The following is a 23,399-nucleotide window of genomic DNA, read 5'->3' on the forward strand; positions in this document are numbered from 1 at the left end:
CAGTGAGTGACGGGGCTTCCGGGGAGGGCGAACGCCACGAGTTCGTCACCCTGGAGTCCGAGCCCATCTACCTGGGCGGCATTTTGGCGCTACGCCGTGACCGTGTTGCGATGCCCGGCGGCGGCAGTGCGATCCGGGAGGTCGTCGAACACTATGGGGCGGTGGCTGTCGCCGCCATCGACGAGAACGGTCGGATCGCGCTGGTGCATCAGTACCGCCATCCGCTCGGACACCGACTGTGGGAGCTGCCCGCGGGGCTGTTGGATATCGCGGGCGAGGACGTCCAGCAGGCGGCCGCACGGGAGCTGCTGGAGGAGGCCGGAGTCGAAGCCACCACCTGGCGGGTGCTCGTGGATGCCGCCGCTTCGCCCGGGTTCACCGACGAGGTGGTCAGGGTGTTCCTGGCGACGGGACTGTCGCATCCGGGCCGCGGTGAAAGCCATGACGAAGAGGCCGATATGACGGTGCACTGGCTGCCGCTGCCTGAGGCGGTCTCCATGGTGCTCACCGGTGATGTGGTGAATGCCATTGCCGCGGCGGGCATTCTGGCCGCACACGTCGCACTCGAGGGCCACCACTCGCGCCCCTCCGACGCCCCTTGGCCAGACCGACCGACAGCATTCACACAACGCAAGAGCAAGACGTGACTCCGGCTCTGGCCCCCGGCTCTTCGCCCGAGAGGCTCATCGCTGGGCTCCTCGATGGCGAGATCCAGTCCTATCTGGATCACCTGGACGTGGAACGCGGCGTCGCCGCCAACACCCTCAGCTCATACCGTCGTGACCTGCGCCGCTATCAACAGCATCTCGCCGAACGCAAGATCAGCCGACTGGCGGACGTCTCCGAACCCGATGTCAGCGATTTCGTCGTGACACTGCGCAGGGGTGACCCCGATAACGGCGTGCCCGAGCTGTCCGCATCCTCGGCCGCCCGCGCGCTGATCGCCGTCCGCGGACTGCACCGCTTCGCAGCCGTCGAGGGTCTGGTGCCGACGGATGTCGCCCGCGCCGTGAAACCGCCCACTCCTAACCGACGGCTGCCCAAGAGCTTGACCGTCGACCAGGTGGAGGCACTGCTGGTCGCCGCCGGCGGTGGTCCCGGCAGCGCTGCCGACGGCCCTCTCGATCTCCGCAACCGCGCACTGCTGGAGCTCCTGTATTCGACCGGTGCCCGCATCTCCGAGGCCGTGGGGCTCGATGTCGACGACGTCGACGTCCACGCCCGCTCGGCCCTGCTCTGGGGCAAGGGCGGTAAGCAGCGGCTGGTCCCGGTCGGGCGGCCCGCGGTGGAAGCGCTCCAGGCATATCTGGTGCGTGGCCGTCCCGACCTGGCACGAAGAGGACGAGGTGGCGTTCCCGCGCTGTTCTTGAACTCTCGGGGCGGGCGATTGTCTCGCCAGAGTGCCTGGCAGGTGCTCGCCGATGCCGCCGAGCGCGCGAAGATCAGCGCGGCGGTGTCCCCGCACACCCTGCGGCATTCCTTTGCAACGCACCTTCTCGAGGGCGGTGCCGATGTCCGCGTCGTCCAGGAGTTACTTGGCCATGCCTCGGTGACGACCACGCAGATCTACACCCTGGTGACGGTGAGTTCGCTGCGCGAAGTGTGGGCCGGTGCGCATCCCCGTGCCCGGTAGTAGCGATCGCATGCGCGGGTTGCCGCTACCAGACGCCGCAACCCCACTAGACTTGCCCGAATGCTGGCCGATGAGCCGCTTGCGCGAAGAGGATCAACGGTGGATCGGGAGGTGACGTGACGGACGAGGATCTTCCCGCCGAAGACACCGACCTTGATCTCACCGGGCGTCCTCACAAAGACATTCCCGAACCAAAGCCGCTGACCAGCCATGGGCTAGCCAAGGTCATCGCCATGTGCAACCAGAAGGGCGGGGTGGGTAAGACCACGTCGACTATCAATCTGGGTGCCGCGTTGGCTGGGTACGGCCGACGGGTCCTGCTTGTTGACCTTGACCCGCAGGGGGCCCTGTCGGCCGGTTTGGGAATCGCGCACCACGAGCTGGAGACCACCGTGCACAACCTGCTGGTGGAGCCCAGGGTGTCGGTGGACGAGGTCCTCATGCGCACCCGCGTCGAGGGACTGGACCTGATCCCGAGCAACATCGACCTCTCTGCGGCCGAGATTCAGCTGGTCAACGAGGTGGGCAGGGAACACTCACTGGCTCGCGCGCTGCATCCGGTGCTCGACCGCTACGACTACGTGCTCATCGACTGTCAGCCGTCGCTGGGTCTGTTGACCGTGAATGCGTTGGCTTGCGCCGAGGGCGTGGTCATCCCAATGGAATGCGCATTTTTCTCGCTGCGCGGGCTGGCGTTGCTGACCGACACCGTCGCCAAGGTGCGCGACCGGCTCAACCCGAAACTGTCGGTGTCCGGAATCGTCATCACCATGTTCGATGCCCGCACCCTGCACGCACGTGAGGTGATGGCCCGGGTCATCGAGGTGTTCGGCGATCAGGTCTTCCACACCGTCATCACCCGCACCGTCCGCTTCCCGGAGACCAGCGTGGCGGGGGAGCCGATCACCACCTGGGCGCCCAAGTCCTCCGGCGCGCTGGCGTACATCTCGTTGGCCCGCGAGGTAATCGCCCGGTTCGAATCGTGACGATTGGTTTGGACCAGGAGCCAGACGTCGCCGAGACCCACACAGATCCCGTCGTCGCCGACTCCGCGGCTCCGGAACCTGATGCCGATACTCGTGGCTTCCGGATTCGGCTCTCGAACTTCGAGGGTCCTTTCGACCTTCTGCTGCAACTGATTTCGCAGCACCGGCTCGACGTCACCGAGGTGGCGTTGCATCGGGTGACAGACGAGTTCATCGCCTACACCAAGTCGCTGGGCGATACGTACAGCCTGGATGAGGTCACCGCGTTCCTGGTGGTGGCGGCCACATTGTTGGACCTCAAGGCCGCCCGCCTGCTGCCCTCCGGCCAGGTCGAGGACAACGACGATCTGGCCTTCCTGGAGATCCGCGACCTGCTGTTCGCTCGCTTGCTGCAGTACCGGGCCTTCAAGCATGTGGCCGAGATGTTCGCCGAACTGGAGGCCGCTGCCTTGCGGTCGTATCCGCGTGCGGTGGCGCTGGAAGAGCGGTTCAGTGAGCTGCTGCCGCCGGTCCACCTCGGCTTGGACGGGGCACAGTTCGCTGAGCTCGCGGCGGGCGCGTTCACGCCCCGGCCGGTGCCGACGGTGGGGCTGGGACACCTGCATGTACAGCGCGTCTCGGTGCCCGAACACGCCAAACGGATGGTCGAATTACTCTCCGGACGTGGTGCAGGACAGTGGATGACGTTCACCGAGCTGGTGGCCGAATGCTCGGCGCCCATCGAGATCGTTGCCCGCTTCCTGGGCGTGCTCGAGTTGTACCGGTCCAAGGCGGTACTATTCGAGCAATCTGAACCGCTTGGACCGCTCCAAGTTTCGTGGACCGGTGAGCGTCCGGCGCAGGATGATCTGGAAAAGGCAGTGGACTACACATGAGCGAGCAGACGACCTCGGTCGAGGGGTCAGGGGAGTCCACCGAGCTCGACGACCCCGTCGATTCCGGTGAAGAGCGTCGCGAGGACGAATTCGTCCCGATGTCCGATGACGAACTGACCAGCACCCTCGAAGCGCTGCTGCTCGTGGTGGATACACCCATCAACGCCCCGACCCTGGCTTCTCTGGTTTCCCAGCCGCTCGATCGCGTAACCGAAGCGCTGCAACGGGTTTCCGAGATTCTGACCGACCGCGCCAGCGGTATCGACCTGCGCGAGAGTGCCGATGGCTGGCGGATGTATACGCGCGCCCAGTACGCCCCGTACGTCGAGAAGCTGCTGCTTGACGGAGCACGTTCCAAGCTGACCCGCGCCGCACTGGAGACGCTGGCCGTGGTGGCCTATCGGCAGCCCGTGACGAGGTCGCGCGTCAGCGCTGTGCGTGGTGTCAACGTCGACGCCGTCATGCGGACTCTGCTGATGCGCGGGCTGATCGCGGAGGCGGGTACGGACGACGATTCCGGCGCTGTGATGTTCCGCACCACCGAGCTGTTCCTCGAGCGCCTCGGGCTGACCTCGCTGTCGGACCTTCCCGATATCGCACCGCTACTTCCGGATATCGACGTCATCGACGACCTGTCGCAGAATCTGGCTGAAGAACCGCGATTCGCGCGGCTGAACCGCGCGCCTGCCACTGTTGCAGCGCCCGCCTTTACTGTGGATCAGGACTGACCAATGAGCGAAGAAGAAGGCATTCGGCTACAAAAGGTGTTGTCGCAAGCGGGAATTGCGTCACGCCGGGTAGCTGAGCGGATGATCTACGAGGGCCGCGTCGAGGTGGACGGCAAGATCGTCACCGAACAGGGCAGGCGAATCGACCCGGCAACCAGCGTGGTTCGCGTCGACGGTGTGCGCGTGGTGATGAACTCCGAGCTGGTGTATCTGGCCCTCAACAAGCCCTTCGGCATGCTGTCGACGATGTCCGACGAGCAGGGGCGCCCGTGCATCGGGAAGCTGATCGAGGAGCGCGTCCGCAAGAATCAGGGCGTCCGCAACGTGGGACGCCTGGACGCCGACACCGTGGGACTGATCCTGTTGACCAATGACGGAGAGCTGACGCATCGGCTCATGCACCCGTCGTTCGAGGTGCCCAAGACCTACGTGGCAACCGTGGCGGGAACCGTCCCGCGGGGCCTGGGCAAACGGCTGCGGGCGGGTGTGACCCTGGACGACGGGCCCGTCAAGGTGGACGACTTCAAGTTCGGCGGGGAAATAGGCGGCAGAACGATGCTTCAGGTGACTCTCCACGAGGGTCGCAACCGAATCGTGCGACGCATGTTCGACGCCGTCGGCCATCCGGTATTGGAATTGGTGCGCACCAAGATTGGCGAAGTAACGCTGGGCGATCAGCGCCCGGGGAGCCTGCGCGCCCTCGGCCGTGACGAGATCGGCTCGCTGTACAAAGCGGTGGGACTGTGACGAGCGACTCGCGCGAAGAACATCGCGTACCGACCCGTGTTGTGGTCGCCATTGACGGCCCGTCCGGCACCGGCAAGTCGTCGGTAGCCAAGGAATTGGCGCGGCAACTCGGTGCCGCATACCTGGATACCGGTGCGATGTACCGGATCGTCACGCTCTGGGTGCTGCGCGCCGGCGTCGACCTCACCGACCCTGAGGCCATTGCGGCGGCAACCGAACAGGTTCCGATGTCCGTCGGCTCCGATCCCGATGTGGAGACGGCTCTGCTTGCCGACGAGGATGTTTCGGTGCCCATCCGCGGCACGGAGGTGACCGGCTCGGTCTCGGCGGTCTCAGCGGTGCCCGCGGTGCGCGAGCGCCTGGTACAGCGGCAGCGCGAGCTGGCCGAAGGTCCCGAAGCGGTCGTTGTCGAGGGCCGCGATATCGGCACCGTGGTACTGCCGGAGGCCGACGTGAAGATCTACCTGACCGCATCGGCACAGGCACGGGCACGGCGCCGCAATGCGCAGAACGTTTCCGACGGCAAGGCCGACGAATACGACCGGGTCCTGGCCGACGTCCAACGCCGCGACCACTTGGACTCCACGCGGGCGGTGTCGCCATTACGCCCGGCCGAGGACGCGGTAGAAATCGACACCAGCGAGATGACGCAGGACCAAGTGGTGGCCCACCTGCTGGAACTGGTCCAGAGCAGAGCAGGGGTATCACGATGACCGATGGCACATGGGTTGACGAAAATGATTGGGAACTGACCGAATTCGAAGACGGTGAGGAATCAGAAGAGCCGTCGGCACCGCCCGCGGTGGTGGCCGTGGTCGGTCGACCGAATGTCGGCAAGTCGACATTGGTGAACCGGATCATCGGGCGGCGCGAAGCCGTCGTCCAGGACATCCCCGGGGTGACCCGCGACCGAGTTTCCTATGACGCCCAGTGGCTGGATCACCGCTTCACCGTGCAGGACACTGGCGGGTGGGAAGCCGATGCGACCGGCCTGCAGCAGCTCGTCGCCGAACAGGCGCGCCACGCGATGTTGACTGCCGACCTGATCATCCTGGTGGTAGATGCCACAGTTGGTGCAACCTCCACCGACGAAGACGCGGCCAAGCTGCTGCGCCGCTCCGGTAAGCCAGTCTTCCTGGCGGCCAACAAGGTTGACAGCGACCGCGCCGAGGCCGACGCCGCCACACTGTGGTCGCTGGGACTGGGGGAGCCCATGGCGATCAGCGCGATGCACGGTCGCGGCGTGGCGGATCTGCTCGACCGCGTCGTTGCCGACCTGCCCAAGGTTTCCGCGCGGGGATCCGCCGAGGGCGGCCCCCGCCGCGTGGCGCTCGTCGGAAAACCCAACGTGGGCAAGAGCTCTCTACTCAATCGACTCTCCGGAGACCAACGCGCGGTGGTGCACGAGACCGCGGGGACCACCGTCGACCCGGTGGACACATTGATCGAACTCGGCGGCAAGACTTGGCGTTTCATCGATACGGCGGGACTGCGTCGCAAGGTGGGGCAAGCCTCCGGTCACGAGTACTACGCCTCACTACGGACCCATGGAGCCATCGAGGCCGCCGAGGTCGCGATCGTTCTCCTCGACGGATCGCAGCCCATCACCGAGCAGGACCAACGGGTGCTGTCCATGGTGATCGAGACCGGACGTGCATTGGTGCTCGTGTTCAACAAATGGGACTTGGTTGACGAAGACCGTCTCGACCTCCTTGAACGTGAAGTAGACCTTCAGCTTTCACAGCTGAAATGGGCACAACGCGTGAATATCTCGGCCAAGAGCGGGCGCGCCGTGCAGAAGCTCGTGCCAGCCTTAGAGGCTGCGCTGCAATCATGGGATAGACGGATTTCCACCGGTCAGCTGAATACCTGGGTCAAGGAAGTGGTTGCCGCGACGCCACCCCCGGTGCGTGGCGGGAAACAGCCGCGAGTGTTGTTCGCGACGCAGGCCACCTCCCGACCACCCACATTCGTGCTATTTACCACCGGTTTCCTCGAAGCGGGATACCGGCGTTTCCTAGAACGCAGGTTGCGCGAAAGTTTCGGTTTTGACGGAACTCCCATCCGGATCAACATTCGGATGCGCGAGAAGCGCGGACCCAAACGCTAACTGTCAATGAGATAGCAACGGGCACAAGCCAAAAGACCTCATGCACATTGCCCTCTCAGGCTCTGTTCACCGAATATTCGCGTTCACGTTGAGATCTACCCGATCCGAATCGCCCACTTTTCCGGTTTGCCGACCTAGGCTGGTTTAACCGTCTACCATCCTGCGGCGGTACCAAAACCACCTACCGAAAGGCGCAACACAGTGGCGGACACACTTACCGGAGGCCAGAAGCTGGAAGCCGGTCAAAGCCTCACGTCGAACAACGGCGCGTACTCGCTGACTCTGCAGGACGACGGCAACCTGGTCCTGAACGACGGCGGTAGCCCCGTTTGGGCCTCAGACACCAGTGGACACACCGCTGGCCACGCAGAGGTACAGGGCGACGGCAACTTCGTCGTCTACGACAACGGTGGTGGCGCGCTGTGGAGCAGCAACACCGAGGGTCGCTCCGACGTGAAGCTGGTTCTGCAGGACGACCGCAACCTGGTTCTCTACGCAGGCGCGGACTCCGTCTGGTCTTCGGGCACCCAGACCGACACCCCGGCCGCTCCCGCTGCCGAGTCTGTCGAGGTTGCTCCCGCAGCCGTTGAGACGCCGGCTCCCGCCCCGGAGCCCCGCACCTACACCGTGGTCTCGGGTGACACTCTGTGGGCCATCTCCGAGCGTTTCTACGGCGACGGCAACCAGTACCAGAAGATCGCGGATGCAAGCGGGATCTCCAACCCCGACCTGATCCAGCCGGGTCAGGTGCTGACCGTCCCGGAGTAACCACTCCGGCCTGGCAGTTCTAAGCCTCTTGGCCCCATCGGCCCCGTCGGGTTAACCCCCGGCGGGGCCGATGTCGTTCTACTCCCGCAGATAGCCGTCGGGGTGGTGGAACCGGTTGGCGCGCGGAATGCGGGACGGATCGACGTGTGCCGGCGGGATCCACCACGTTCGGCCGTCTGGGCCACGAACGGCCTGCCAGTGGCAATCCTCGGTCCCTAGCAGTTTGTGATGCTCTTCGCAGCCAAGCGTGAGATCGTCGATATCGGTCTTGCCGCCGACCGCCCACTCGTTCATGTGGTGCACCTGGCAGTGATACGCGGGCCGGTCGCACCCCGGATAGGTGCAGCCACGGTCCTTGGCGGTCAACACAATTCGCTGATCCTCGGTGGCGATCCGTTTCGTGCGCCCGAGATGGAGCGCACGGCCGTCGTCATCGAAGATCGCCAGATAGTGGTGAGCGTGGCTTGCCATCCGAATGAGATCCGGTATCGGCAACAGCGAGCCACCGCCGGTCACCACCACTCCCGCGCCCGCCTCGAGCTCCCGCAGCGTCATGGTGACTACCGCCGTCACCGGCAGCCCGCGATGGTGCCCAAGCCCACCCGAAGACAATGCGGACCGGCAGACCGCCTTGAGGGCATCATGCTGACGTTGCGCGACGGATCTCGTATCGCGTTTCGCTGCGTCAACATCGGGATCATCATCCACACAGGGTGTTTCATCGTCCGGGTTACCCGCACCCGGCGCGGCGTACTTTGCGAAGATCGCGTCAAGATAGGAGCGCAGCTCCGGGTCGAGGTCGAATGTCCCGGGCGTCATGAGGTCCGCGCCTTGGCGCCCCATGCGGAACCCGCGCCGTCGGGCGCGGTCGGCATCTTCGGTGAGGCCGCCGTCGGGGTCGAGATACGCCAGGAGCCTGTCCGCAGCCTTGCGGAGCTCATCCGGCCGGAGCGTTCCCGCGAGCTCGGCAAGCTGCTTCTCAGCGGCCACCCGGGTCTCCATATCGACGGCACGGGGGAGCCGGTCCCAGAACTGGCGAATGACCGCAATGTGATCGTGCCCGGCAGTGCCCGCACGCTGCGCCGCGGCGGTAGCCGCGAGCACCGGTTCGATCGGTTCGCCGCTTAGGGCGGCACTCGGAGCCAACTCCGCGGCATCCCGCATGCGCCTGCGCGCGTCCGAACGGGTGATCAGCAGGGCGTCGGCCAGCACATCCGCCAGATTGGCGCCACCGAATCGCCCCGGAACATGCTCGACCACAAGCTCGTTGACGATCGAATGTGTGGCCGCGGGAATTCGTCGCATAAGCGTCTCTACGTCGCGAAGAACGACGAGGCGGTCATATTGCGTGAGCGTCTGAGCATCGATTGCCTGCAGCGCATCGACAGCGGAGGCGAGCCCGGCAAGGACCTGATCTGCGTCAACGTCGATTATCGAACTCATGTTCGAATAGTAGGTCGCCACTCCGACAAGTAACCGCCAAATGTTGCGGATGATTTTGTTGTGACACAAGTGATTTCGAAGAACCGTCGTCGCGGCACCGAAACCGAGTTCGGGATCTGACTAGACCTACGGTAGGCTTCCGTCTGCCGTTAACAACGGCGGCGGGCTGTGGCGCAGCTTGGTAGCGCACTTGACTGGGGGTCAAGTGGTCGCAGGTTCAAATCCTGTCAGCCCGACCAGAGTTCTTGCAGTTGAGGGGCGGTTTCGGAGAAATCCGGACCGCCTTTTCTGCTACCCGGAGGAGCGTGGATGGCAACGTCTCACGGACATGTTGCCGGGGACCGTTCGCCCGAGCAGATCAGCGACAGCCTTGATACCGACACCGGCCTCGAGCCAAGCGACCGCAGCAGAGTGCCGGAACGTGGGAACGCCGATCCCGTCATGCCTGCCTTCTCCGCCGCGATCTGAATCGTCCGCAAGATGTTCCGGGGATCGACTGGAGTACCGAACTCGGATGCGAACACAAGTCCGGCGTCGCAGGAAGGCCGGCCTACCGCGGTGTCGGTCCAAAAGCGGGCCGGTCTCTCCCGAAACGCACCGGTGAGACCGGTCCCTCACGCGGCGCTGGCCGCACGCCCCTTCCGAAGCGTCTCCAGCAGCTCACGATACGGTCCAACGATGTAGGCGGTATCCCCGGCAGCTAGCTGCGTTTCTCGACGGGGGCGCAACCGAATTGGCCCGCCACTCCGGTTGATCGCGATAACCCTTGTTTGCGTGGATAAATCGGCCATCCGCATGCCGTCCAGCTCACTGTCCGCCTCCACGAAGACCCCACCAACGGTGAAGGATTGCCGACCGACCGAGAAGGTGCTCAGCACGTGCAGCCCCATCGCAGCACCGATAAACCATGGCGCCGCAAGATCGACGGTCGAGCGGACGTTGCCGAACCCGAACCGCTGAGCCACCGCAGTGCCCAGATTGCGGTCGAAGATCCGCAGCACCACGGGGACATCGGACCATCTGGCGCCCAACCGGTTCCGCAACACGATGCCCGTCTCGATATTGACCATATCGTCGTGGGTGAGCACCGCAACCGCCTGCGCCTCGTCGATCTGTGCTGCATCCCATGTCTGCGGCAGGCTCGCATCGCCGAATATCACCGGGATCCCCAGATTGGCGACAGTCGCCAGATACCTGTTGTTCTCGGACTGTTCGATCACGGCGACATCGTGCCCGGCGGCCTTCAAATCTTGGGCCACCCGGATGCCGAATGACCCGAGGCCAACCACGATCACATGGTTGGTGAGGTTCCGAACCTTGCGCCGTCCCGAGTTCTGGGCGATGCGCTGCGATAACAGCAGGTCCACGACGAATGCCATGACCACCGCCGTCGTCGCGATCCCAGCGAACATCAGGAAGATGCTGAATAACCTCAGCCAGGTCGGCTGGTTAGCGAAACTGAAATCCCCATAGCCCACAGTCGCGATGGTTTCGGTCGAAAAGTACAGCGCGTCCACGTAACTCATCCCAGGCCGCTGATACGTGTACCGCAGTAGCACTGTAGCCCCGGCCAACAACGCCATCGCGGTCCCCAGCGCGCGGAAAAAGATCGGATTCATATCCTCCCGGAATGCCCGTATCCCGAGCAGTAACCGTGACACTCGCGAGCGCCGCCACCGGGAAGGTGCCGTGCCCGACGTTGGCGTAATTCCCTGGGCGGCAATCTCCTCGACGGTTCCGATCATGGCTGTCCAGTCTCCGCGGCGCACCTGCAAGTCTCGTCCGGGACACGCCACCACCTGGTCGGGTGTGGGCGAGCTGTGCCCGTGCACAACGGCGACCGGAGCGAGGTCGCCGTACAACTCGCGTAACGTGCCGTCGCGCGGTGCATCAGTACCGGAAATGATGAAGTCGGTGCCGGCCGCTGAGATGGTGTGGGTGGTACGGCGCAGGCACGCCTCCACTACCGACGGAGCGGCGAGGTCGGCGACACCGAGCACCGCACCCGGCCCGCCGTCCACCGCGACGGCCTCGCGAAGTACGTCGTTGACCATACGGGTAACAACGCGCACTGTCGGGTTGAGTTGTCTTGCCAGCAGCGCAATTTCGAGGTTTTGCGCATCATCGGACCCGGCGCACACAATCGCGGCGGCACCCGCTATCCCCACCGCGCCCAGACCGTCAACACTGTCTAAAGCGGCGACGGCAACACCGGCGGTCCAGAGTTCTTCGGCGATCCGGATCGCTAGCGCGTCCTTGCCGTAGACGATGGTATGTCTCTCCACTCTTGATGACGTTAGCGCGTAGAAGGCAGCTTCACACTCCGGACCGCAAATTCGGAATTATCTTGCGGCCGAGGATGCTAAGCCGGAACGCACGGCTATCCGTGCTACACCCGCTGTACACGCCAAACAACGCGAAGAGCTGCATTCAGACGAAATCAATTGAGCCGAAACACCATCTGTCTACTGTGCGGCCATTGTCCAGCCGCCCGGATGTCCATCGGGTGTTAGAAGAAATACTAGAGGGCCTCGGCGCCCTGTTCGCCGGTGCGCACCCGCACCACAGACTCGACGGGGCTCACCCATACCTTGCCGTCGCCGATCTTGCCGGTGCGTGCGGCGGTCACGATGATCTCCACCACCTTGTCGACGGCACTGTCGTCGACAAGGACCTCGATCTTGACCTTCGGGACGAAGTCGACCTGGTACTCGGCGCCGCGGTACACCTCGGTGTGGCCCTTTTGCCGGCCGTAGCCCTGCACCTCGCTGACCGTCATGCTGGGATTGCCGGTTTGTTCGAGTTGCGTCTTGATGTCCTCGAGGGTGAATGGTTTGACGATCGCGGTGACGAGTTTCATGTCCCTCATGCCTCTCTGTTGGAGATGAGGGGGCGTCCCTCTGAGTGGGAGACTCCGGAATTCCCTATAACTGATCCGACGCCGAGCGCGACGAAATCGTATGCGCCTTCAGCGTGTTGGGATTCGTCGGCGCCAGCCGCCTCTCCCTCGTCGCTGATGCGCAGGCCAATGGTGTACTTCACGATAAAGGCAACGATAGCGGTGCCTATCGCCGAATAGAGCAGGACCGCCCCGGCGCCAATGGCTTGACGGCCCAACTGTTCTAGTCCGCCGCCATAGAACAAGCCAAGTTTGACCCCGGTGGTGCCCGCCGCCCCGGTACCGGGTGCAAGGAACAACCCGATCAACAACGTACCGATGATGCCACCGACCAGATGCACGCCCACCACATCGAGCGAGTCATCAAATCCCAGCTTGTACTTCAAACCCACCGCCAACGCACACACGATGCCTGCGATGGTGCCGATGGCAAGGGCGCCAACAACATTGACCGAAGAACACGACGGCGTGATAGCCACCAGACCGGCCACGATCCCCGAGGCCGCACCCAACGAGGTCGCATGCCCATCACGGATACGTTCGGTAAGCAGCCAGCCCAGCATCGCCGCCGCCGTGGCCACCGTGGTCGTCACGAACGTGGCTCCGGCCAAACCATTAGCGCTGGTTGCCGATCCGGCGTTAAACCCATACCAACCGAACCACAGCAGCCCGGCACCCAACATCACGAACGGCAGATTATGCGGCCGCATCGGGGTACCCGGCCAACCCTTGCGCTTACCCAAAATCAGCGCCAACACCAAACCCGCGGTACCGGCATTGATATGCACCGCGGTACCACCGGCGAAGTCGATTGCAAGAAGTTTATTGGCGATCCAGCCACCGTGTTCAGCCGATGCCTTATCGAACGCGAACACCCAGTGCGCGACCGGGAAATACACCACCGTGACCCACAACCCCGAGAACAGCAGCCAGGATCCGAACTTCAACCGATCCGCCACCGCACCTGAGATCAGAGCCACCGTGATGATCGCGAACATCAGCTGGAACGCCACAAACACCGTCGCCGGGATGGTGCCCACCAACGGCACCTGCACCGCGGCCACCGCATCAACACCACCGGCCGGATCCGCAGCCACCGCATCAGCACCGTTACCGCCGATAAGGCCCTTCAACCCGAAGAACTGCGTCGGATTACCGAACAAGTTGGATACGTCATTCCCGAACGCCAACGAGTACCCGTAGAGCACCCAAAGCACCGTGACCAGGCCCATCGCGCTGATGCTCATCATGATCATGTTGAGCACGTTCTTCGCACGGACCATGCCGCCGTAGAAAAAGGCCAGACCGGGTGTCATCAGCAGTACCAGCGCAGCGCTGGCCAACATCCACGCGGTGTCCCCGGTATTCGGGACACCCATTACTGGGAAACCATCCACTAGCGGCATTCCTCTCGACTGATCTCAGGGGCGTACGGCGTAAGAGCCGCGGCCAGAACAATGCGCAGCAGATGTGTCGAACACGGCGCGGGCGTGTTGCATCTCCGTGAAGCAATCAGCGTGAGCCGAAATTGGAACAGCACGCCGGTGGCGTTCCGCTGCTCGGCATTCTGCTGTTGATGTGCGGGAAACATGCCGGATATCGGTCGTCTCTAACGTAGCCACGTTCGTCGGCCACGAATCGGCTGCGGGCCCCTCATAGCGATAGGAACTCAATTGAGCGGAAATGCTGTCCGTCTGCAGGCAATCAATAATGTCGAGGCCTATGTGCCTCCAGCGATCAGCTTTGTGGTCGGCGAAGAGCCGGGTGAAGTGTTCGGCGCGAACGTCTTCAGCAAGGCTGTCATGCAACAGCGCCTCCCCAAGTCCGTCTTCAAATCCGTAACCGCCACTATCGAAAAGGGCGCCAAGCTGGACCCGGCCGTGGCTGACGCCGTCGCCTCAGCGATGAAGGACTGGGCACTTGAGAAGGGCGCAACGCACTACGCCCACGTCTTCTACCCGCTTACCGGTCTGACCGCCGAGAAGCATGACAGCTTCCTCGAGCCGGTCAGCGACGGTGCGACGCTGGCTGAGTTCGCGGGCAAGACTCTAATCCAGGGCGAACCGGATGCCTCCAGTTTTCCCAGCGGCGGCTTGCGCAATACCTTCGAGGCTCGCGGCTACACCGGCTGGGACGTCACCAGCCCCGCCTACATCCTCGAAAATCCCAATGGCAACACGCTGTGTATCCCAACCGTGTTCGTGTCGATGACCGGTGAGGCGCTGGACCACAAGACCCCGCTGCTGCGCAGCCAGCAGGCGATGGGCGAGCACGCCGAGCGCATCCTGAAACTGTTCGGCCACAGCAATTTCGACCACATCGTGTCGTTCTGCGGTCCTGAGCAGGAGTACTTCCTGGTGGATCGCCACTTCTTCCTGGCCCGCCCCGACCTGATCAACGCCGGTCGCACGCTGTTCGGCGCAAAGCCCCCGAAGGGCCAGGAGTTCGACGACCACTATTTCGGTGCGGTGCCCGAGCGCGTTCTCGGTTTTATGATGGATACCGAACGTGAGCTGTTCAAGCTCGGTATCCCGGCCAAGACCCGACACAACGAGGTCGCCCCCGGCCAGTTCGAGATCGCTCCGATGTTCGAGCGCGCCAACATCGCCTCCGACCACCAACAGCTGCTCATGACGACGTTCAAGACGATCGCCAAGAAGCACGGCATGGAGTGCCTGTTCCACGAGAAACCCTTCGCCGGTGTCAACGGTTCGGGCAAGCACGTCAACTTCTCGCTGGGCAACTCGCAGTTCGGCAGTCTGTTGGTGCCGGGGGATACCCCGCACGAGAACGCCCAGTTCCTGGTCTTCTGCGCCGCGGTGATCCGCGCCGTGCACAAGTTCGGCGGCCTGCTTCGGGTCTCAGTGGCCTCAGCCACCAACGATCACCGCCTCGGCGCGAACGAGGCCCCGCCGGCCATTATCTCGATCTTCCTCGGGGACCAGCTGGCCGACGTGTTCGAGCAGATCGCCAAGGGCGCGGCGACATCATCAAAGGGCAAGGGCAGCATGATCATCGGCGTCGACACGCTGCCGGTCCTGCCTACCGATCCGGGCGACCGCAACCGCACCAGCCCGTTCGCCTTCACCGGCAACCGCTTCGAATTCCGCGCACCAGGCTCGATGCAGACCGTGGCGGCACCGATGGTCACGATCAACACCATCATGGCCGATTCGCTGGACTACATTGCGACCATCCTGGAGAAGGAGGTCGCCGACGGCACCGACTTCGACAAGGCCGTTCAGCAGCTCCTCACCGACATCATCACCGAACACGGTGCGGTGGTGTTCAACGGAGACGGGTATTCGGACGAGTGGCAGAGCGAGGCTGCCGTTCGTGGTCTGCCGAATCTGAAGACCACATTGGACGCGCTGCCTGAGCTGATCAAGCCGGATGCACTTGAGCTGTTCGATAAGTACAAGGTCTTCAACGATCGCGAGATGCACAGCCGATACGAGATCAGTCTTGAGCAGTACGCGCTGACCATTCATGTCGAGGCGAAGCTGTCCTTGGAGCTGGGTTCGACCGTGGTGCTGCCCGCGGCACTGCGCTACCAGACCGAGCTCGCACAGAATGTCGCTGCGCTGAAGGCCGCCGGGATGGAACCCAGCACCACATTGCTGGAGGACGTGTCAGCTCCGATCTCCGATCTGGTCAACGCGCTTGCCGATCTACGGAAGGGAATCGAGAGTGATTCCGCGACCAGCGCGCTGGAGGAGGCAGAGCATGCGAAGAGCCTGCTGCCCGGAATGGATGCGGTGCGCGCGGCTGCTGATGTGCTTGAGGGAATAGTGGCCGACGATCTGTGGCCGCTGCCGACCTACCAGGAACTGCTCTACATCCTGTAGCGGGTGGAGTCTCGGTCGAAGGAAGGTGTTCCGCGAGCTTGTCGGAGATTTCTGGCTCGACACGATCTACTGCTTGAGCATGGCCACGGCGCAAAGCATGAATACCTGATTAGGCCCTGTAACCACTGTCACCTATTTGCTGTGGAAGCGACGGCGGTTGCCGCAGCTCAAGGCACACGATTCTCGACACACGGAGGCGCCGGCAGTTAACACTTCGGCGCCGGTCCATGAGAACGTAGTTCTCATCATGGGCACGGATAGCCATCAGTACCTCTCTTACGAGGAGTTCGGTCGGGCGTTCTTCGAGATAGCCGTCAGCGAAGCCCGGGTGAGGGCCGCGGTCGCGTCGATCGCCGGCGAACCGTTCGAGGTCGGCCCCATGGCTCAAGGGCCGGGAAAGATCGCGAAGGTGACCGCAAAAGTCCAGATCCAGGACCCGATCGTCACCCGGAACGCGGGCGACATCATCACCTTCGATATCCAGGTGCCGCTGGCCATCGATTTGCTGATCGACCTGAAGCTCGACAAGAGCCGTTTCAAGGTCGCGGGCAATATCAACTTGAAGGCCACCGCCCGCGCCGCCGCGCCGCTGCAGCTGATCATCGACGTCGCGCCGCCCGGACCCTCGGATATCACGGTGGATGTGTCCTCGACCACCATCCGTGGGGAGCTGCTGCGCATCTTGGCGGGGGTTGACCAGCTGATCAGCCGGTTCATCGCCAAGTACGTCGCCAACGAGGTTGACAACCCCAAGGCCATGGCGGCGCGCACAATTGACGTCGCACACCGACTCGATTCGGCCTGGACGGGCGTTTGATCGACCTCTCGGCCTGGGAGTCCGTCACGACGGGGGAGTCCGGCGCCGTGGTCTACCGGTCACCCGACGGCGCTCGTTATGCGAAAACGGGAAGCGTCAACCTTCTGGCGGACCTTGAGACGGACCTTCAGGCGGAGCGCGACCGGATCGAATGGTTAAGCGCTCAACACATCCCGAGCCCCACGGTGCTCGACTGGTCAACGGGGCCGAACGGTCCGGTATTGGTGACCTCGGCCGTTCAGGGCATCTCCGCCGACCAGCTCGATGCGGACGATCTCGACAAAGCCTGGCCCGCTATCGCGGACGCGGTGCGGCGGCTGCATGCGCTGCCGACGTCCGGCTGCCCTTTCACGCGAACCCTGGGCGCGATGATGGCCATGGCGCGCGCCGTGGTAGCTCGTGAAGCCGTCAACCCGGACTTCCTGCCGGACGCGGATCGTTCGGTTCCGGCGCGTGACCTCCTGGCGCGGGTGGAAAGCACTCTGCCCGAACGCCTCGGCCAGGAACAATCCGATGTGGTGGTGTGTCACGGGGATCTGTGCCTGCCGAACATCGTCATCGCGCCGAAGGACTTCTCGGTAGCCGGTTTCATCGACCTCGGCAGGCTCGGGCTCGCCGACCGGCACGCCGATCTCGCGCTCTTGTTCGCCAACTCCCGAGAAACCTGGCCCGAAGACACCCGCGCCGCCAACGCTCATGCGCGATTCGAGCAGGTCTATGGAACACGGGCCGATCCCGAGCGTCTGGGCTTTTACCTGCAGCTCGACCCGCTGACCTGGGGTTAGTATTTCACTCTTGACTTATATAATTCATTCCTTTTAATATGCGAACGTGCATGCCTTCGACATACTCGGAGACCCGGTGCGCCGGCGCATTCTGGAACTGATCCACAAGGGGGAGATGTCCTCCGGCGCCATCACCGACGTGATCCGATCAGAGTTCTTGATCAGCCAACCGGCCGTGTCGCAGCATCTCAAGGTATTGCGCAACAACGGCTTTGCCCTCGTACGTGCCGAGGGGACCCGCCGCTTGTACAGCGTTGATACCGCTCCGCTGCGCGAGGTGGACCGCTGGCTCGACACCTTCCGTAGCAACTGGACACCACACTTGGACGCATTGGCCACCGAGATCGCCCGTGGCAAGCGGCAACGCCGGACCACTGACACCCAGAAGGAGAACGCCACATGATCGATGTTCAGCACCAGCTCAACTCCGTCCGCCGCACCCTGGGCACCAAGACATTCGAGGCCCGCGCGGCACGCGTCGTGACGGTCAGTCAGACCTATGACACCGACGCAGAGGACCTCTGGGATGCCTGTACCAGCCTCGAGCGCATCCCGCGCTGGTTCCTGCCGATCGCGGGAGACTTGCGCCTGGGTGGACATTATTCGTTGGAAGGTAACGCTTCTGGCACAGTACTGACCTGCGATGCACCTCATTCGTTCACGGCGACATGGGAATGCGGCGGCATGAGCTGGATCGAGGTGACGATCACACCGGAATCCGGCGACCGGGCCACTTTCACCCTCGAACACATATCCGATATCAGCGATGACGACGAACACTGGCTGCAGTTCGGGCCGGGTGCCGTCGGAGTCGGTTGGGATTCCGGACTTCTCGGGCTGGCCGGATATCTCGCGTCGCCCGAAGACCGCATTACCCCCGAGGAGGGTATGGCGTGGGCGGCCAGCGATGAGGGGCGCGCCTTCATGGCGGGCTCCAGCGAGCGGTGGTACGAGGCCGCGATCGCCTCGGGTATGGATCCAGCGCAAGCCCGCCGCATGGCCGATCGCACCACGGAGGCCTATACCGCGGGCTGACGTGGCGCACGCCACAGCGGACGCTACTATCGGCCCATGACCACATCGGCAGTGTCGCCGGATGTACCTGGATTTGGACCCGTTACCCAAATTGCTTGGGTTACTGACGATCTCGATGCCACCGAAGGCATGCTTAGCACCGTATTCGGGGTCAAGAAATGGACGCGAATACCAGATGTGCACTTCGGCCCGGACAGTTGCACCTACCGTGGCACACCTGCTGATTTCACCGCGACCATCGCGCTGAGCTATCTCGACGACATGCAGCTCGAACTGATCCTCCCGGTCAGCGGGACGAGCATTTACACCGAGTACCTGGATCGCAATCCCACAGGGTTGCACCACGTGTGCGTGGAACCACCCGACCTTGACGCCGCGCTCGACCATGCCAAGGCACACGGCATGGAGGTGATTCAGGACGGTGTGATGCCCGGTGGCATGCGCTTTGCCTACCTGTCGGCGCCCACGGCCGCCTTGCCGTATATGGAACTGGCCTTCGTCCCGCCCGAGATACGGGCGTTCTACGACTACATCAAGAGTGAGCAGGCATGACGACAGCGATACCGGAAACCGTGGCGGTCCAAGACATCACCGAGTGGTCGGATGACGTAGACGTGCTCGTCATCGGCTTCGGCATGGGAGGCGGGTGCGCCGCCGTCTCGGCTGCCGAATCCGGTGCGCAGGTGTTCGCGCTCGAACGTGCCGCCGCCGCGGGCGGTACCACCGCGATGGCCGGCGGGCACTTCTACCTCGGCGGCGGCACTGCGGTGCAGGAGGCCACCGGGCACGCAGACAGCGCCGACGAGATGTACAAGTACCTCATAGCGGTATCGCCCGACCCCGATCCAGAGAAGATCCGGCTGTACTGCGACGGGAGCGTCGAGCATTTCAATTGGCTTGAGGCACTGGGATTTCAGTTCGAGCGCAGCTTCTACCCGGAGAAGGCCGTCATCCAGCCCAATACCGAAGGGCTGATGTTCACGGGTAACGAGCTGGTCTGGCCGTACCGCGATGAAGCAGTCCCCGCACCCCGCGGTCACAAGGTCCCCAGGCCCGGAGATACCGGCGGCGCAGGCATGGTGGTGGAACTACTCGCCCAGCGTGCCGGCGAGCTCGGCGTTCCCATCCGCTACGAGACCGGCGCCACCGCGCTCATCCTCGACGAGCAGGGCGCAGTCGTCGGTGCCACGTGGAAGCGCTTCTCCGAAACCGGTGCGATACGGGCCAAGTCGGTGATCATCGCGGCGGGTGGATTCGTGATGAACCCCGCCATGGTGGCCGAATACACCCCCAAGCTCGCCGAGAAGCCCTTCGTGCTGGGGAGCACCTATGACGACGGACTCGGCATCAGGCTCGGGGTGTCCGCGGGTGCGGACACCCGCAACATGAATCAGATCTTCGTGACCGCACCGGTGTACCCGCCCTCGGGCCTGCTCACCGGAATCATCGTCAACAAGAACGGTGAACGGTTCGTCGCCGAGGACTCCTACCACTCGCGAACCTCCGGGTTCGTGATGGACCAGCCCGAGAGTGCCGCCTATCTGATCGTCGATTCCGAACATATGGATCGCCCGACGCTGCCGTTGACACCATTCATCGACGGCTGGGAGACCGTGGCTGAAATGGAGAAAGCCCTGGGCATCCCGGCCGGCAATCTGGAGAAGACGCTGCAGCGATACAACGAGCACGCCGCCAGGGGAGAGGACCCCGACTTTCACAAGTACCCGAAATACCTTGCACCGCAGGGAACCGGGCCGTGGGGCGCATTCGACCTCACCCTTGGTAAGGCGATCTACGCGGGGTTCACACTCGGCGGGCTCCGCACTGACTCCGACGGATGTGTCCTTACCGAATCCGGGCAGGCGATATCCGGCCTCTATGCGGCGGGCGCCAGCGCGTCGAACATTGCTCAGGACGGCAAGGGCTACAGCAGTGGAACCCGGCTCGGCGAAGCCTCGTTCTTCGGCCGACGGGCCGGATCGCACGCCTCACAGCATGCATCGGCACATTGAGCAGCGCCTGTGCGCTACGTCACAAAAGAGCATCAAATGACCACGTGGCGGGATAGCTCATCGACCCCCACAAACCCGTCGCCTACGCTGTCAGCAACGGAAAGGTGACTCCAATGGCGGAGGTCTATACCAGCAACGGGCATCGGTCCGCGCCGACCGGCAAGATCCGCAAGCTGGCCAACGTCGCTCTGAACATCGACGGCACCGTCGGAAGCATCGAGTCGATGGCCGTCCAGGTGCACGATCTCACCGATCGGGTCGGCGGCATGCTCGATCACCTCGATTCGAGCCTGGAGCGCCTCGATGACTCTCTGGATTCGCTAAACCTCACGTTGAACAACCTGGCCGAAACCACTACGACGCTGGCCAGAACGATGACGAGCCTCGAAACGCTCATCGGCGTCGTGGACCCCTTGATTCGGGTGCTCAAGGTCGCGCTGTACCCGACGAAGATCGTGCTGGACTTCGCCGACGACCGGATCGCCCAGGTCGAACGCGCCTTGCATAAATAAGACGCTCCCTCGCTGGTCATCGCCCGCCGCAGCCGGCGTTCGATTAACATACATACAAGTTTGTCGGTAATGTTGAACGACTTGGATGGCCAGGTACGACGAAGGGAGTCGCCGTGAGCGACGGTTCCGATCAGCCCCGGCGGCCCCGCAAACTCGATCCGGTTTCCGCCGAGATCCAGTTCGATCGGCTCGCCGCGACCGCAGGTCAACTCCTCAAGGCCGGTACCCGGATCCTGAGTCAACGCCCCAGCGAGCGCGACCTGCGCCAAGTGGTCGCCAGGGAGATGCGCCGGTCATTCGCCGAGCTCGGACCCGCCTACGTCAAGTTCGGGCAGCTCATCGCGTCCTCCCCGGGCATGTTCCCCGAGGACCTCTCCGCCGAGTTCCGGTCGTTGCTCGATCAGGTGCCCGCCGCGAACCCGCAGACCATCCGTTCGATGCTCACCGACGAGCTCGGCGCACCACCCGAGGATGTATTTGCCTCGTTCGACGCGGTCCCGTTCGCATCGGCCTCAATCGCCCAGGTACACAAGGCAACGCTGCAGGACGGCACCTCGGTTGTCGTCAAGATCCAGCGCCCCGCGATCCGCACCCGGCTCGCGGCCGATCTGCAGATCCTCAAACAAATCGCCCGCGGTCTCGAACTCACCGAAATGGGTCGGATGTCCAACATCTACGAGGTGATGGAAGATTTCGAGGCCAACCTCGCCGAGGAACTCGACTTCACCTTGGAAGCCCAAGCCATGAGCGATTGGACGGCGGGCCTGGCAGACTCCAAGTACGCGCCGAAAGTGCGCGTACCCCAAGTTTATTCGGATCTGTCCACCGACAAGGTGCTCACCATGGAATACGTGGAAGGCATCAGGATCGACAACGCGGACGAGATCCGCGCGGCGGGATTCGACGGTCCCGCGGTAGTCAAGACTCTGATGCTCACCCTCTTCGACTCGGCATTCGCCGCGGGCACCTTCCATGGCGATCTCCACGCCGGAAACCTGATGGTGGACCCGGAAGGGCGAATTGTCTTCCTGGACTTCGGAATTGTCGGCCGACTCGATGAGCGGACCCGCAAGACACTGCGCGAGCTGATCGGCGCCCTCATCATCGAACCCGATGATGAGTCGGCCGCGCGAACGCTGATCAGACTGGGTGCCATCGACCCCGGCGCCGACCCCGCCAAGGTTGCCGAGTCGCTCCGAAAGGTGACTCGCCCCATGGGCACCTCATTGGGCAAGATCTCTTACGGCACGATCGGTCGGCAGCTCACCGCATTGGGGCGCGAACACGACGCCATCCTCCCCAAGGAGTTCATCCTGGTGGGCAAGCAGCTGCTCTACGTCGAGCGGTACACCAAACTACTTGCGCCCGACTGGCAGCCGGTGGGGGACCCGGAGATTCTCACCTACTTCGGCACCTTGATATCGGAGTACCAGCAAGCCCGCGAAGAAATCAACGACAGCAAGGACGGGCTCGGAGAATGACACGGACCGTTGGTAGTCCAGCACAGTCGACCACCCGTAATCATCGCGGAGAACGGCGAACCCAGGAGGAGCGCAGCGCCGCGATGCGTGGACGGCTACTGGACGCCACGGTGGACTGCCTGGTCAAGTACGGATACGCGGGTACGACAACCACGCGGGTGGCACAACGCGCCGGCGTCACGCGCGGTGCGCTGGTGCACCATTTCCAATCGAAATCCGAGCTGCTCGGAGAATCGGTGCGGCACTTGGCGTTCAAACAGGGGCAGGAGATTCTCTCCGAGCTGATCGCCCTGGACCGCGAAAGCGACGCCGACTTCGTCAGCCGCTGCCTGGACGCCCTCTGGCGGATGCACCAGGGGTCGATGTTCATCGCCACCATGGAGCTGTGGATAGCCGCGCGCACCGACACCGAACTATCAGCGCAGATGGATCAATTCGAATTCATCGTCATGCAGCAGTTCTCGACACTGGGCCAGTCGGTGGGCCAGACCGATGAGGAAGTTCGCGTGATCCGCAATGTCACCCTCACCGCAATGGATGCTGTTCGCGGAATACTGGTGAACAGCATGACCGCACCGCAGGAGGTCCGCGATCAACGCTGGGCGCGCGCCAAGGCGATGCTGTTGACCATCGTCGAGTCACCGACGGTCGGTGCGCCGCTCGACTCCGCGTTGCGCACGATGGACACCGGAAAGCTGACCCTGTCCGACTAGATCCCCA

24 protein-coding genes and 1 tRNA gene are annotated in these 23,399 nt (G+C 63.4%); 21 read left to right on the plus strand and 4 right to left on the minus strand.

Translation table 11 applies throughout. The annotated features are described in order from the left end of the window. Nucleotides 1-2: 2 nt before the first annotated feature. The 9 genes from MLB1_RS12290 to MLB1_RS12330 all read left to right on the plus strand — a co-directional run bounded on the left by MLB1_RS12290 (nucleotide 3) and on the right by MLB1_RS12330 (nucleotide 7,847). Nucleotides 3-647: an NUDIX hydrolase gene (locus tag MLB1_RS12290; protein WP_180750091.1), complete on the plus strand. Its 645-nt coding sequence runs from the start codon at nucleotides 3-5 to the stop codon at nucleotides 645-647. 38 nt (nucleotides 648-685) lie between these two features. Continuing rightward, nucleotides 686-1,633 (plus strand): site-specific tyrosine recombinase XerD, encoded by a 948-nt coding sequence (xerD, locus tag MLB1_RS12295; protein WP_180750364.1) that lies wholly within the window; start codon nucleotides 686-688, stop codon nucleotides 1,631-1,633. A 116-nt stretch (nucleotides 1,634-1,749) separates the two neighbouring features. Continuing rightward, nucleotides 1,750-2,619 (plus strand): ParA family protein, encoded by an 870-nt coding sequence (locus tag MLB1_RS12300; protein WP_180750092.1) that lies wholly within the window; start codon nucleotides 1,750-1,752, stop codon nucleotides 2,617-2,619. Beyond that, nucleotides 2,616-3,494, plus strand: coding sequence for a segregation/condensation protein A (locus MLB1_RS12305; RefSeq protein ID WP_180750093.1), 879 nt, complete (start codon nucleotides 2,616-2,618; stop codon nucleotides 3,492-3,494). Before MLB1_RS12300 ends, MLB1_RS12305 begins: the two co-directional genes overlap by 4 nt. Next, on the plus strand, nucleotides 3,491-4,222 hold the full coding sequence (gene scpB / locus MLB1_RS12310; protein WP_180750094.1) for an SMC-Scp complex subunit ScpB: 732 nt from the start codon (nucleotides 3,491-3,493) through the stop codon (nucleotides 4,220-4,222). The genes MLB1_RS12305 and scpB overlap by 4 nt, the downstream gene beginning before the upstream one ends. A gap of 3 nt (nucleotides 4,223-4,225) precedes the next feature. Then, the gene (locus tag MLB1_RS12315; RefSeq protein WP_180750095.1) at nucleotides 4,226-4,969 is read left to right on the plus strand and encodes a pseudouridine synthase; all 744 of its coding nucleotides are present in this window, start codon (nucleotides 4,226-4,228) and stop codon (nucleotides 4,967-4,969) included. A 41-nt stretch (nucleotides 4,970-5,010) separates the two neighbouring features. Next, complete coding sequence (cmk, locus tag MLB1_RS12320) at nucleotides 5,011-5,682, plus strand: (d)CMP kinase (protein ID WP_180750365.1); 672 nt, start codon at nucleotides 5,011-5,013, stop codon at nucleotides 5,680-5,682. Beyond that, complete coding sequence (gene der, locus MLB1_RS12325; protein WP_180750096.1) at nucleotides 5,679-7,079, plus strand: ribosome biogenesis GTPase Der; 1,401 nt, start codon at nucleotides 5,679-5,681, stop codon at nucleotides 7,077-7,079. The genes cmk and der overlap by 4 nt, the downstream gene beginning before the upstream one ends. 201 nt (nucleotides 7,080-7,280) lie before the next feature. After that, on the plus strand, nucleotides 7,281-7,847 hold the full coding sequence (locus MLB1_RS12330) for a LysM peptidoglycan-binding domain-containing protein (protein ID WP_180750097.1): 567 nt from the start codon (nucleotides 7,281-7,283) through the stop codon (nucleotides 7,845-7,847). Nucleotides 7,848-7,925: 78 nt separating this feature from the next. Here MLB1_RS12330 and MLB1_RS12335 read toward each other — a convergent pair whose 3' ends face one another. Continuing rightward, nucleotides 7,926-9,290, minus strand: a complete 1,365-nt coding sequence (locus MLB1_RS12335; protein ID WP_180750098.1) for an HNH endonuclease signature motif containing protein — start codon at nucleotides 9,288-9,290, stop codon at nucleotides 7,926-7,928. Between the two features lie 162 nt (nucleotides 9,291-9,452). Between MLB1_RS12335 and MLB1_RS12340 the strand changes: the two genes are divergently transcribed. Continuing rightward, nucleotides 9,453-9,529: transfer RNA gene (locus tag MLB1_RS12340), tRNA-Pro, on the plus strand. A 70-nt stretch (nucleotides 9,530-9,599) separates the two neighbouring features. Next, nucleotides 9,600-9,758, plus strand: a complete 159-nt coding sequence (locus MLB1_RS12345) for a hypothetical protein (RefSeq protein ID WP_180750099.1) — start codon at nucleotides 9,600-9,602, stop codon at nucleotides 9,756-9,758. Nucleotides 9,759-9,904: 146 nt separating this feature from the next. On the opposite strand, the gene MLB1_RS12350 is transcribed toward MLB1_RS12345, so the two are convergent. The 3 genes from MLB1_RS12350 to MLB1_RS12360 all read right to left on the minus strand — a co-directional run bounded on the left by MLB1_RS12350 (nucleotide 9,905) and on the right by MLB1_RS12360 (nucleotide 13,568). After that, nucleotides 9,905-11,575 carry a potassium channel protein gene (locus tag MLB1_RS12350; protein ID WP_180750100.1) on the minus strand — a complete coding sequence of 557 codons (1,671 nt, stop codon included), beginning with the start codon at nucleotides 11,573-11,575 and terminating at the stop codon, nucleotides 9,905-9,907. Between the two features lie 236 nt (nucleotides 11,576-11,811). Continuing rightward, complete coding sequence (locus MLB1_RS12355; RefSeq protein ID WP_180750101.1) at nucleotides 11,812-12,150, minus strand: P-II family nitrogen regulator; 339 nt, start codon at nucleotides 12,148-12,150, stop codon at nucleotides 11,812-11,814. Nucleotides 12,151-12,155: 5 nt separating this feature from the next. Next, nucleotides 12,156-13,568 (minus strand): ammonium transporter, encoded by a 1,413-nt coding sequence (locus MLB1_RS12360; protein ID WP_180750102.1) that lies wholly within the window; start codon nucleotides 13,566-13,568, stop codon nucleotides 12,156-12,158. 294 nt (nucleotides 13,569-13,862) lie between these two features. Between MLB1_RS12360 and MLB1_RS12365 the strand changes: the two genes are divergently transcribed. The 10 genes from MLB1_RS12365 to MLB1_RS12410 all read left to right on the plus strand — a co-directional run bounded on the left by MLB1_RS12365 (nucleotide 13,863) and on the right by MLB1_RS12410 (nucleotide 23,392). Then, the gene (locus MLB1_RS12365) at nucleotides 13,863-16,037 is read left to right on the plus strand and encodes a glutamine synthetase III (protein WP_180750103.1); all 2,175 of its coding nucleotides are present in this window, start codon (nucleotides 13,863-13,865) and stop codon (nucleotides 16,035-16,037) included. A gap of 247 nt (nucleotides 16,038-16,284) precedes the next feature. Continuing rightward, nucleotides 16,285-16,854 (plus strand): hypothetical protein, encoded by a 570-nt coding sequence (locus MLB1_RS12370; protein ID WP_180750104.1) that lies wholly within the window; start codon nucleotides 16,285-16,287, stop codon nucleotides 16,852-16,854. Beyond that, entirely contained in the window at nucleotides 16,839-17,639 is an 801-nt protein-coding gene (locus MLB1_RS12375; RefSeq protein ID WP_180750366.1) for an APH(3'') family aminoglycoside O-phosphotransferase, read from the plus strand. The genes MLB1_RS12370 and MLB1_RS12375 overlap by 16 nt, the downstream gene beginning before the upstream one ends. A 46-nt stretch (nucleotides 17,640-17,685) precedes the next feature. Then, on the plus strand, nucleotides 17,686-18,042 hold the full coding sequence (locus MLB1_RS12380) for a metalloregulator ArsR/SmtB family transcription factor (RefSeq protein WP_180750105.1): 357 nt from the start codon (nucleotides 17,686-17,688) through the stop codon (nucleotides 18,040-18,042). Then, on the plus strand, nucleotides 18,039-18,674 hold the full coding sequence (locus MLB1_RS12385; protein WP_180750106.1) for an SRPBCC family protein: 636 nt from the start codon (nucleotides 18,039-18,041) through the stop codon (nucleotides 18,672-18,674). The genes MLB1_RS12380 and MLB1_RS12385 overlap by 4 nt, the downstream gene beginning before the upstream one ends. Before the next feature lie 36 nt (nucleotides 18,675-18,710). Then, entirely contained in the window at nucleotides 18,711-19,226 is a 516-nt protein-coding gene (locus tag MLB1_RS12390; RefSeq protein WP_180750107.1) for a VOC family protein, read from the plus strand. Continuing rightward, nucleotides 19,223-20,686, plus strand: a complete 1,464-nt coding sequence (locus MLB1_RS12395) for an FAD-binding protein (protein WP_180750108.1) — start codon at nucleotides 19,223-19,225, stop codon at nucleotides 20,684-20,686. Before MLB1_RS12390 ends, MLB1_RS12395 begins: the two co-directional genes overlap by 4 nt. 113 nt (nucleotides 20,687-20,799) lie before the next feature. Beyond that, entirely contained in the window at nucleotides 20,800-21,198 is a 399-nt protein-coding gene (locus MLB1_RS12400) for a hypothetical protein (RefSeq protein WP_180750109.1), read from the plus strand. Nucleotides 21,199-21,311: 113 nt separating this feature from the next. Next, nucleotides 21,312-22,679, plus strand: a complete 1,368-nt coding sequence (locus MLB1_RS12405; RefSeq protein ID WP_180750110.1) for an AarF/UbiB family protein — start codon at nucleotides 21,312-21,314, stop codon at nucleotides 22,677-22,679. Nucleotides 22,680-22,762: 83 nt separating this feature from the next. Continuing rightward, nucleotides 22,763-23,392, plus strand: coding sequence for a TetR/AcrR family transcriptional regulator (locus MLB1_RS12410; protein WP_180750367.1), 630 nt, complete (start codon nucleotides 22,763-22,765; stop codon nucleotides 23,390-23,392). Nucleotides 23,393-23,399: the final 7 nt, after the last annotated feature.

Origin of the sequence: Mycobacteroides sp. LB1 (assembly GCF_013449725.1) — a bacterium.
Taxonomy (GTDB): domain Bacteria; phylum Actinomycetota; class Actinomycetes; order Mycobacteriales; family Mycobacteriaceae; genus Mycobacterium.

Coding starts and splice junctions, on each gene's coding strand:
- scpB (WP_180750094.1), top strand. CDS start 3,491: ATGAGCGAGCAGACGACCTCGGTCGAGGGGTCAGGGGAGTCCACCGAG.
- MLB1_RS12315 (WP_180750095.1), top strand. CDS start 4,226: ATGAGCGAAGAAGAAGGCATTCGGCTACAAAAGGTGTTGTCGCAAGCG.
- der (WP_180750096.1), top strand. CDS start 5,679: ATGACCGATGGCACATGGGTTGACGAAAATGATTGGGAACTGACCGAA.
- MLB1_RS12335 (WP_180750098.1), bottom strand. CDS start 9,290: ATGAGTTCGATAATCGACGTTGACGCAGATCAGGTCCTTGCCGGGCTC.
- MLB1_RS12345 (WP_180750099.1), top strand. CDS start 9,600: ATGGCAACGTCTCACGGACATGTTGCCGGGGACCGTTCGCCCGAGCAG.
- MLB1_RS12355 (WP_180750101.1), bottom strand. CDS start 12,150: ATGAAACTCGTCACCGCGATCGTCAAACCATTCACCCTCGAGGACATC.
- MLB1_RS12360 (WP_180750102.1), bottom strand. CDS start 13,568: ATGGGTGTCCCGAATACCGGGGACACCGCGTGGATGTTGGCCAGCGCT.
- MLB1_RS12370 (WP_180750104.1), top strand. CDS start 16,285: ATGGGCACGGATAGCCATCAGTACCTCTCTTACGAGGAGTTCGGTCGG.
- MLB1_RS12385 (WP_180750106.1), top strand. CDS start 18,039: ATGATCGATGTTCAGCACCAGCTCAACTCCGTCCGCCGCACCCTGGGC.
- MLB1_RS12390 (WP_180750107.1), top strand. CDS start 18,711: ATGACCACATCGGCAGTGTCGCCGGATGTACCTGGATTTGGACCCGTT.
- MLB1_RS12395 (WP_180750108.1), top strand. CDS start 19,223: ATGACGACAGCGATACCGGAAACCGTGGCGGTCCAAGACATCACCGAG.
- MLB1_RS12400 (WP_180750109.1), top strand. CDS start 20,800: ATGGCGGAGGTCTATACCAGCAACGGGCATCGGTCCGCGCCGACCGGC.
- MLB1_RS12410 (WP_180750367.1), top strand. CDS start 22,763: ATGCGTGGACGGCTACTGGACGCCACGGTGGACTGCCTGGTCAAGTAC.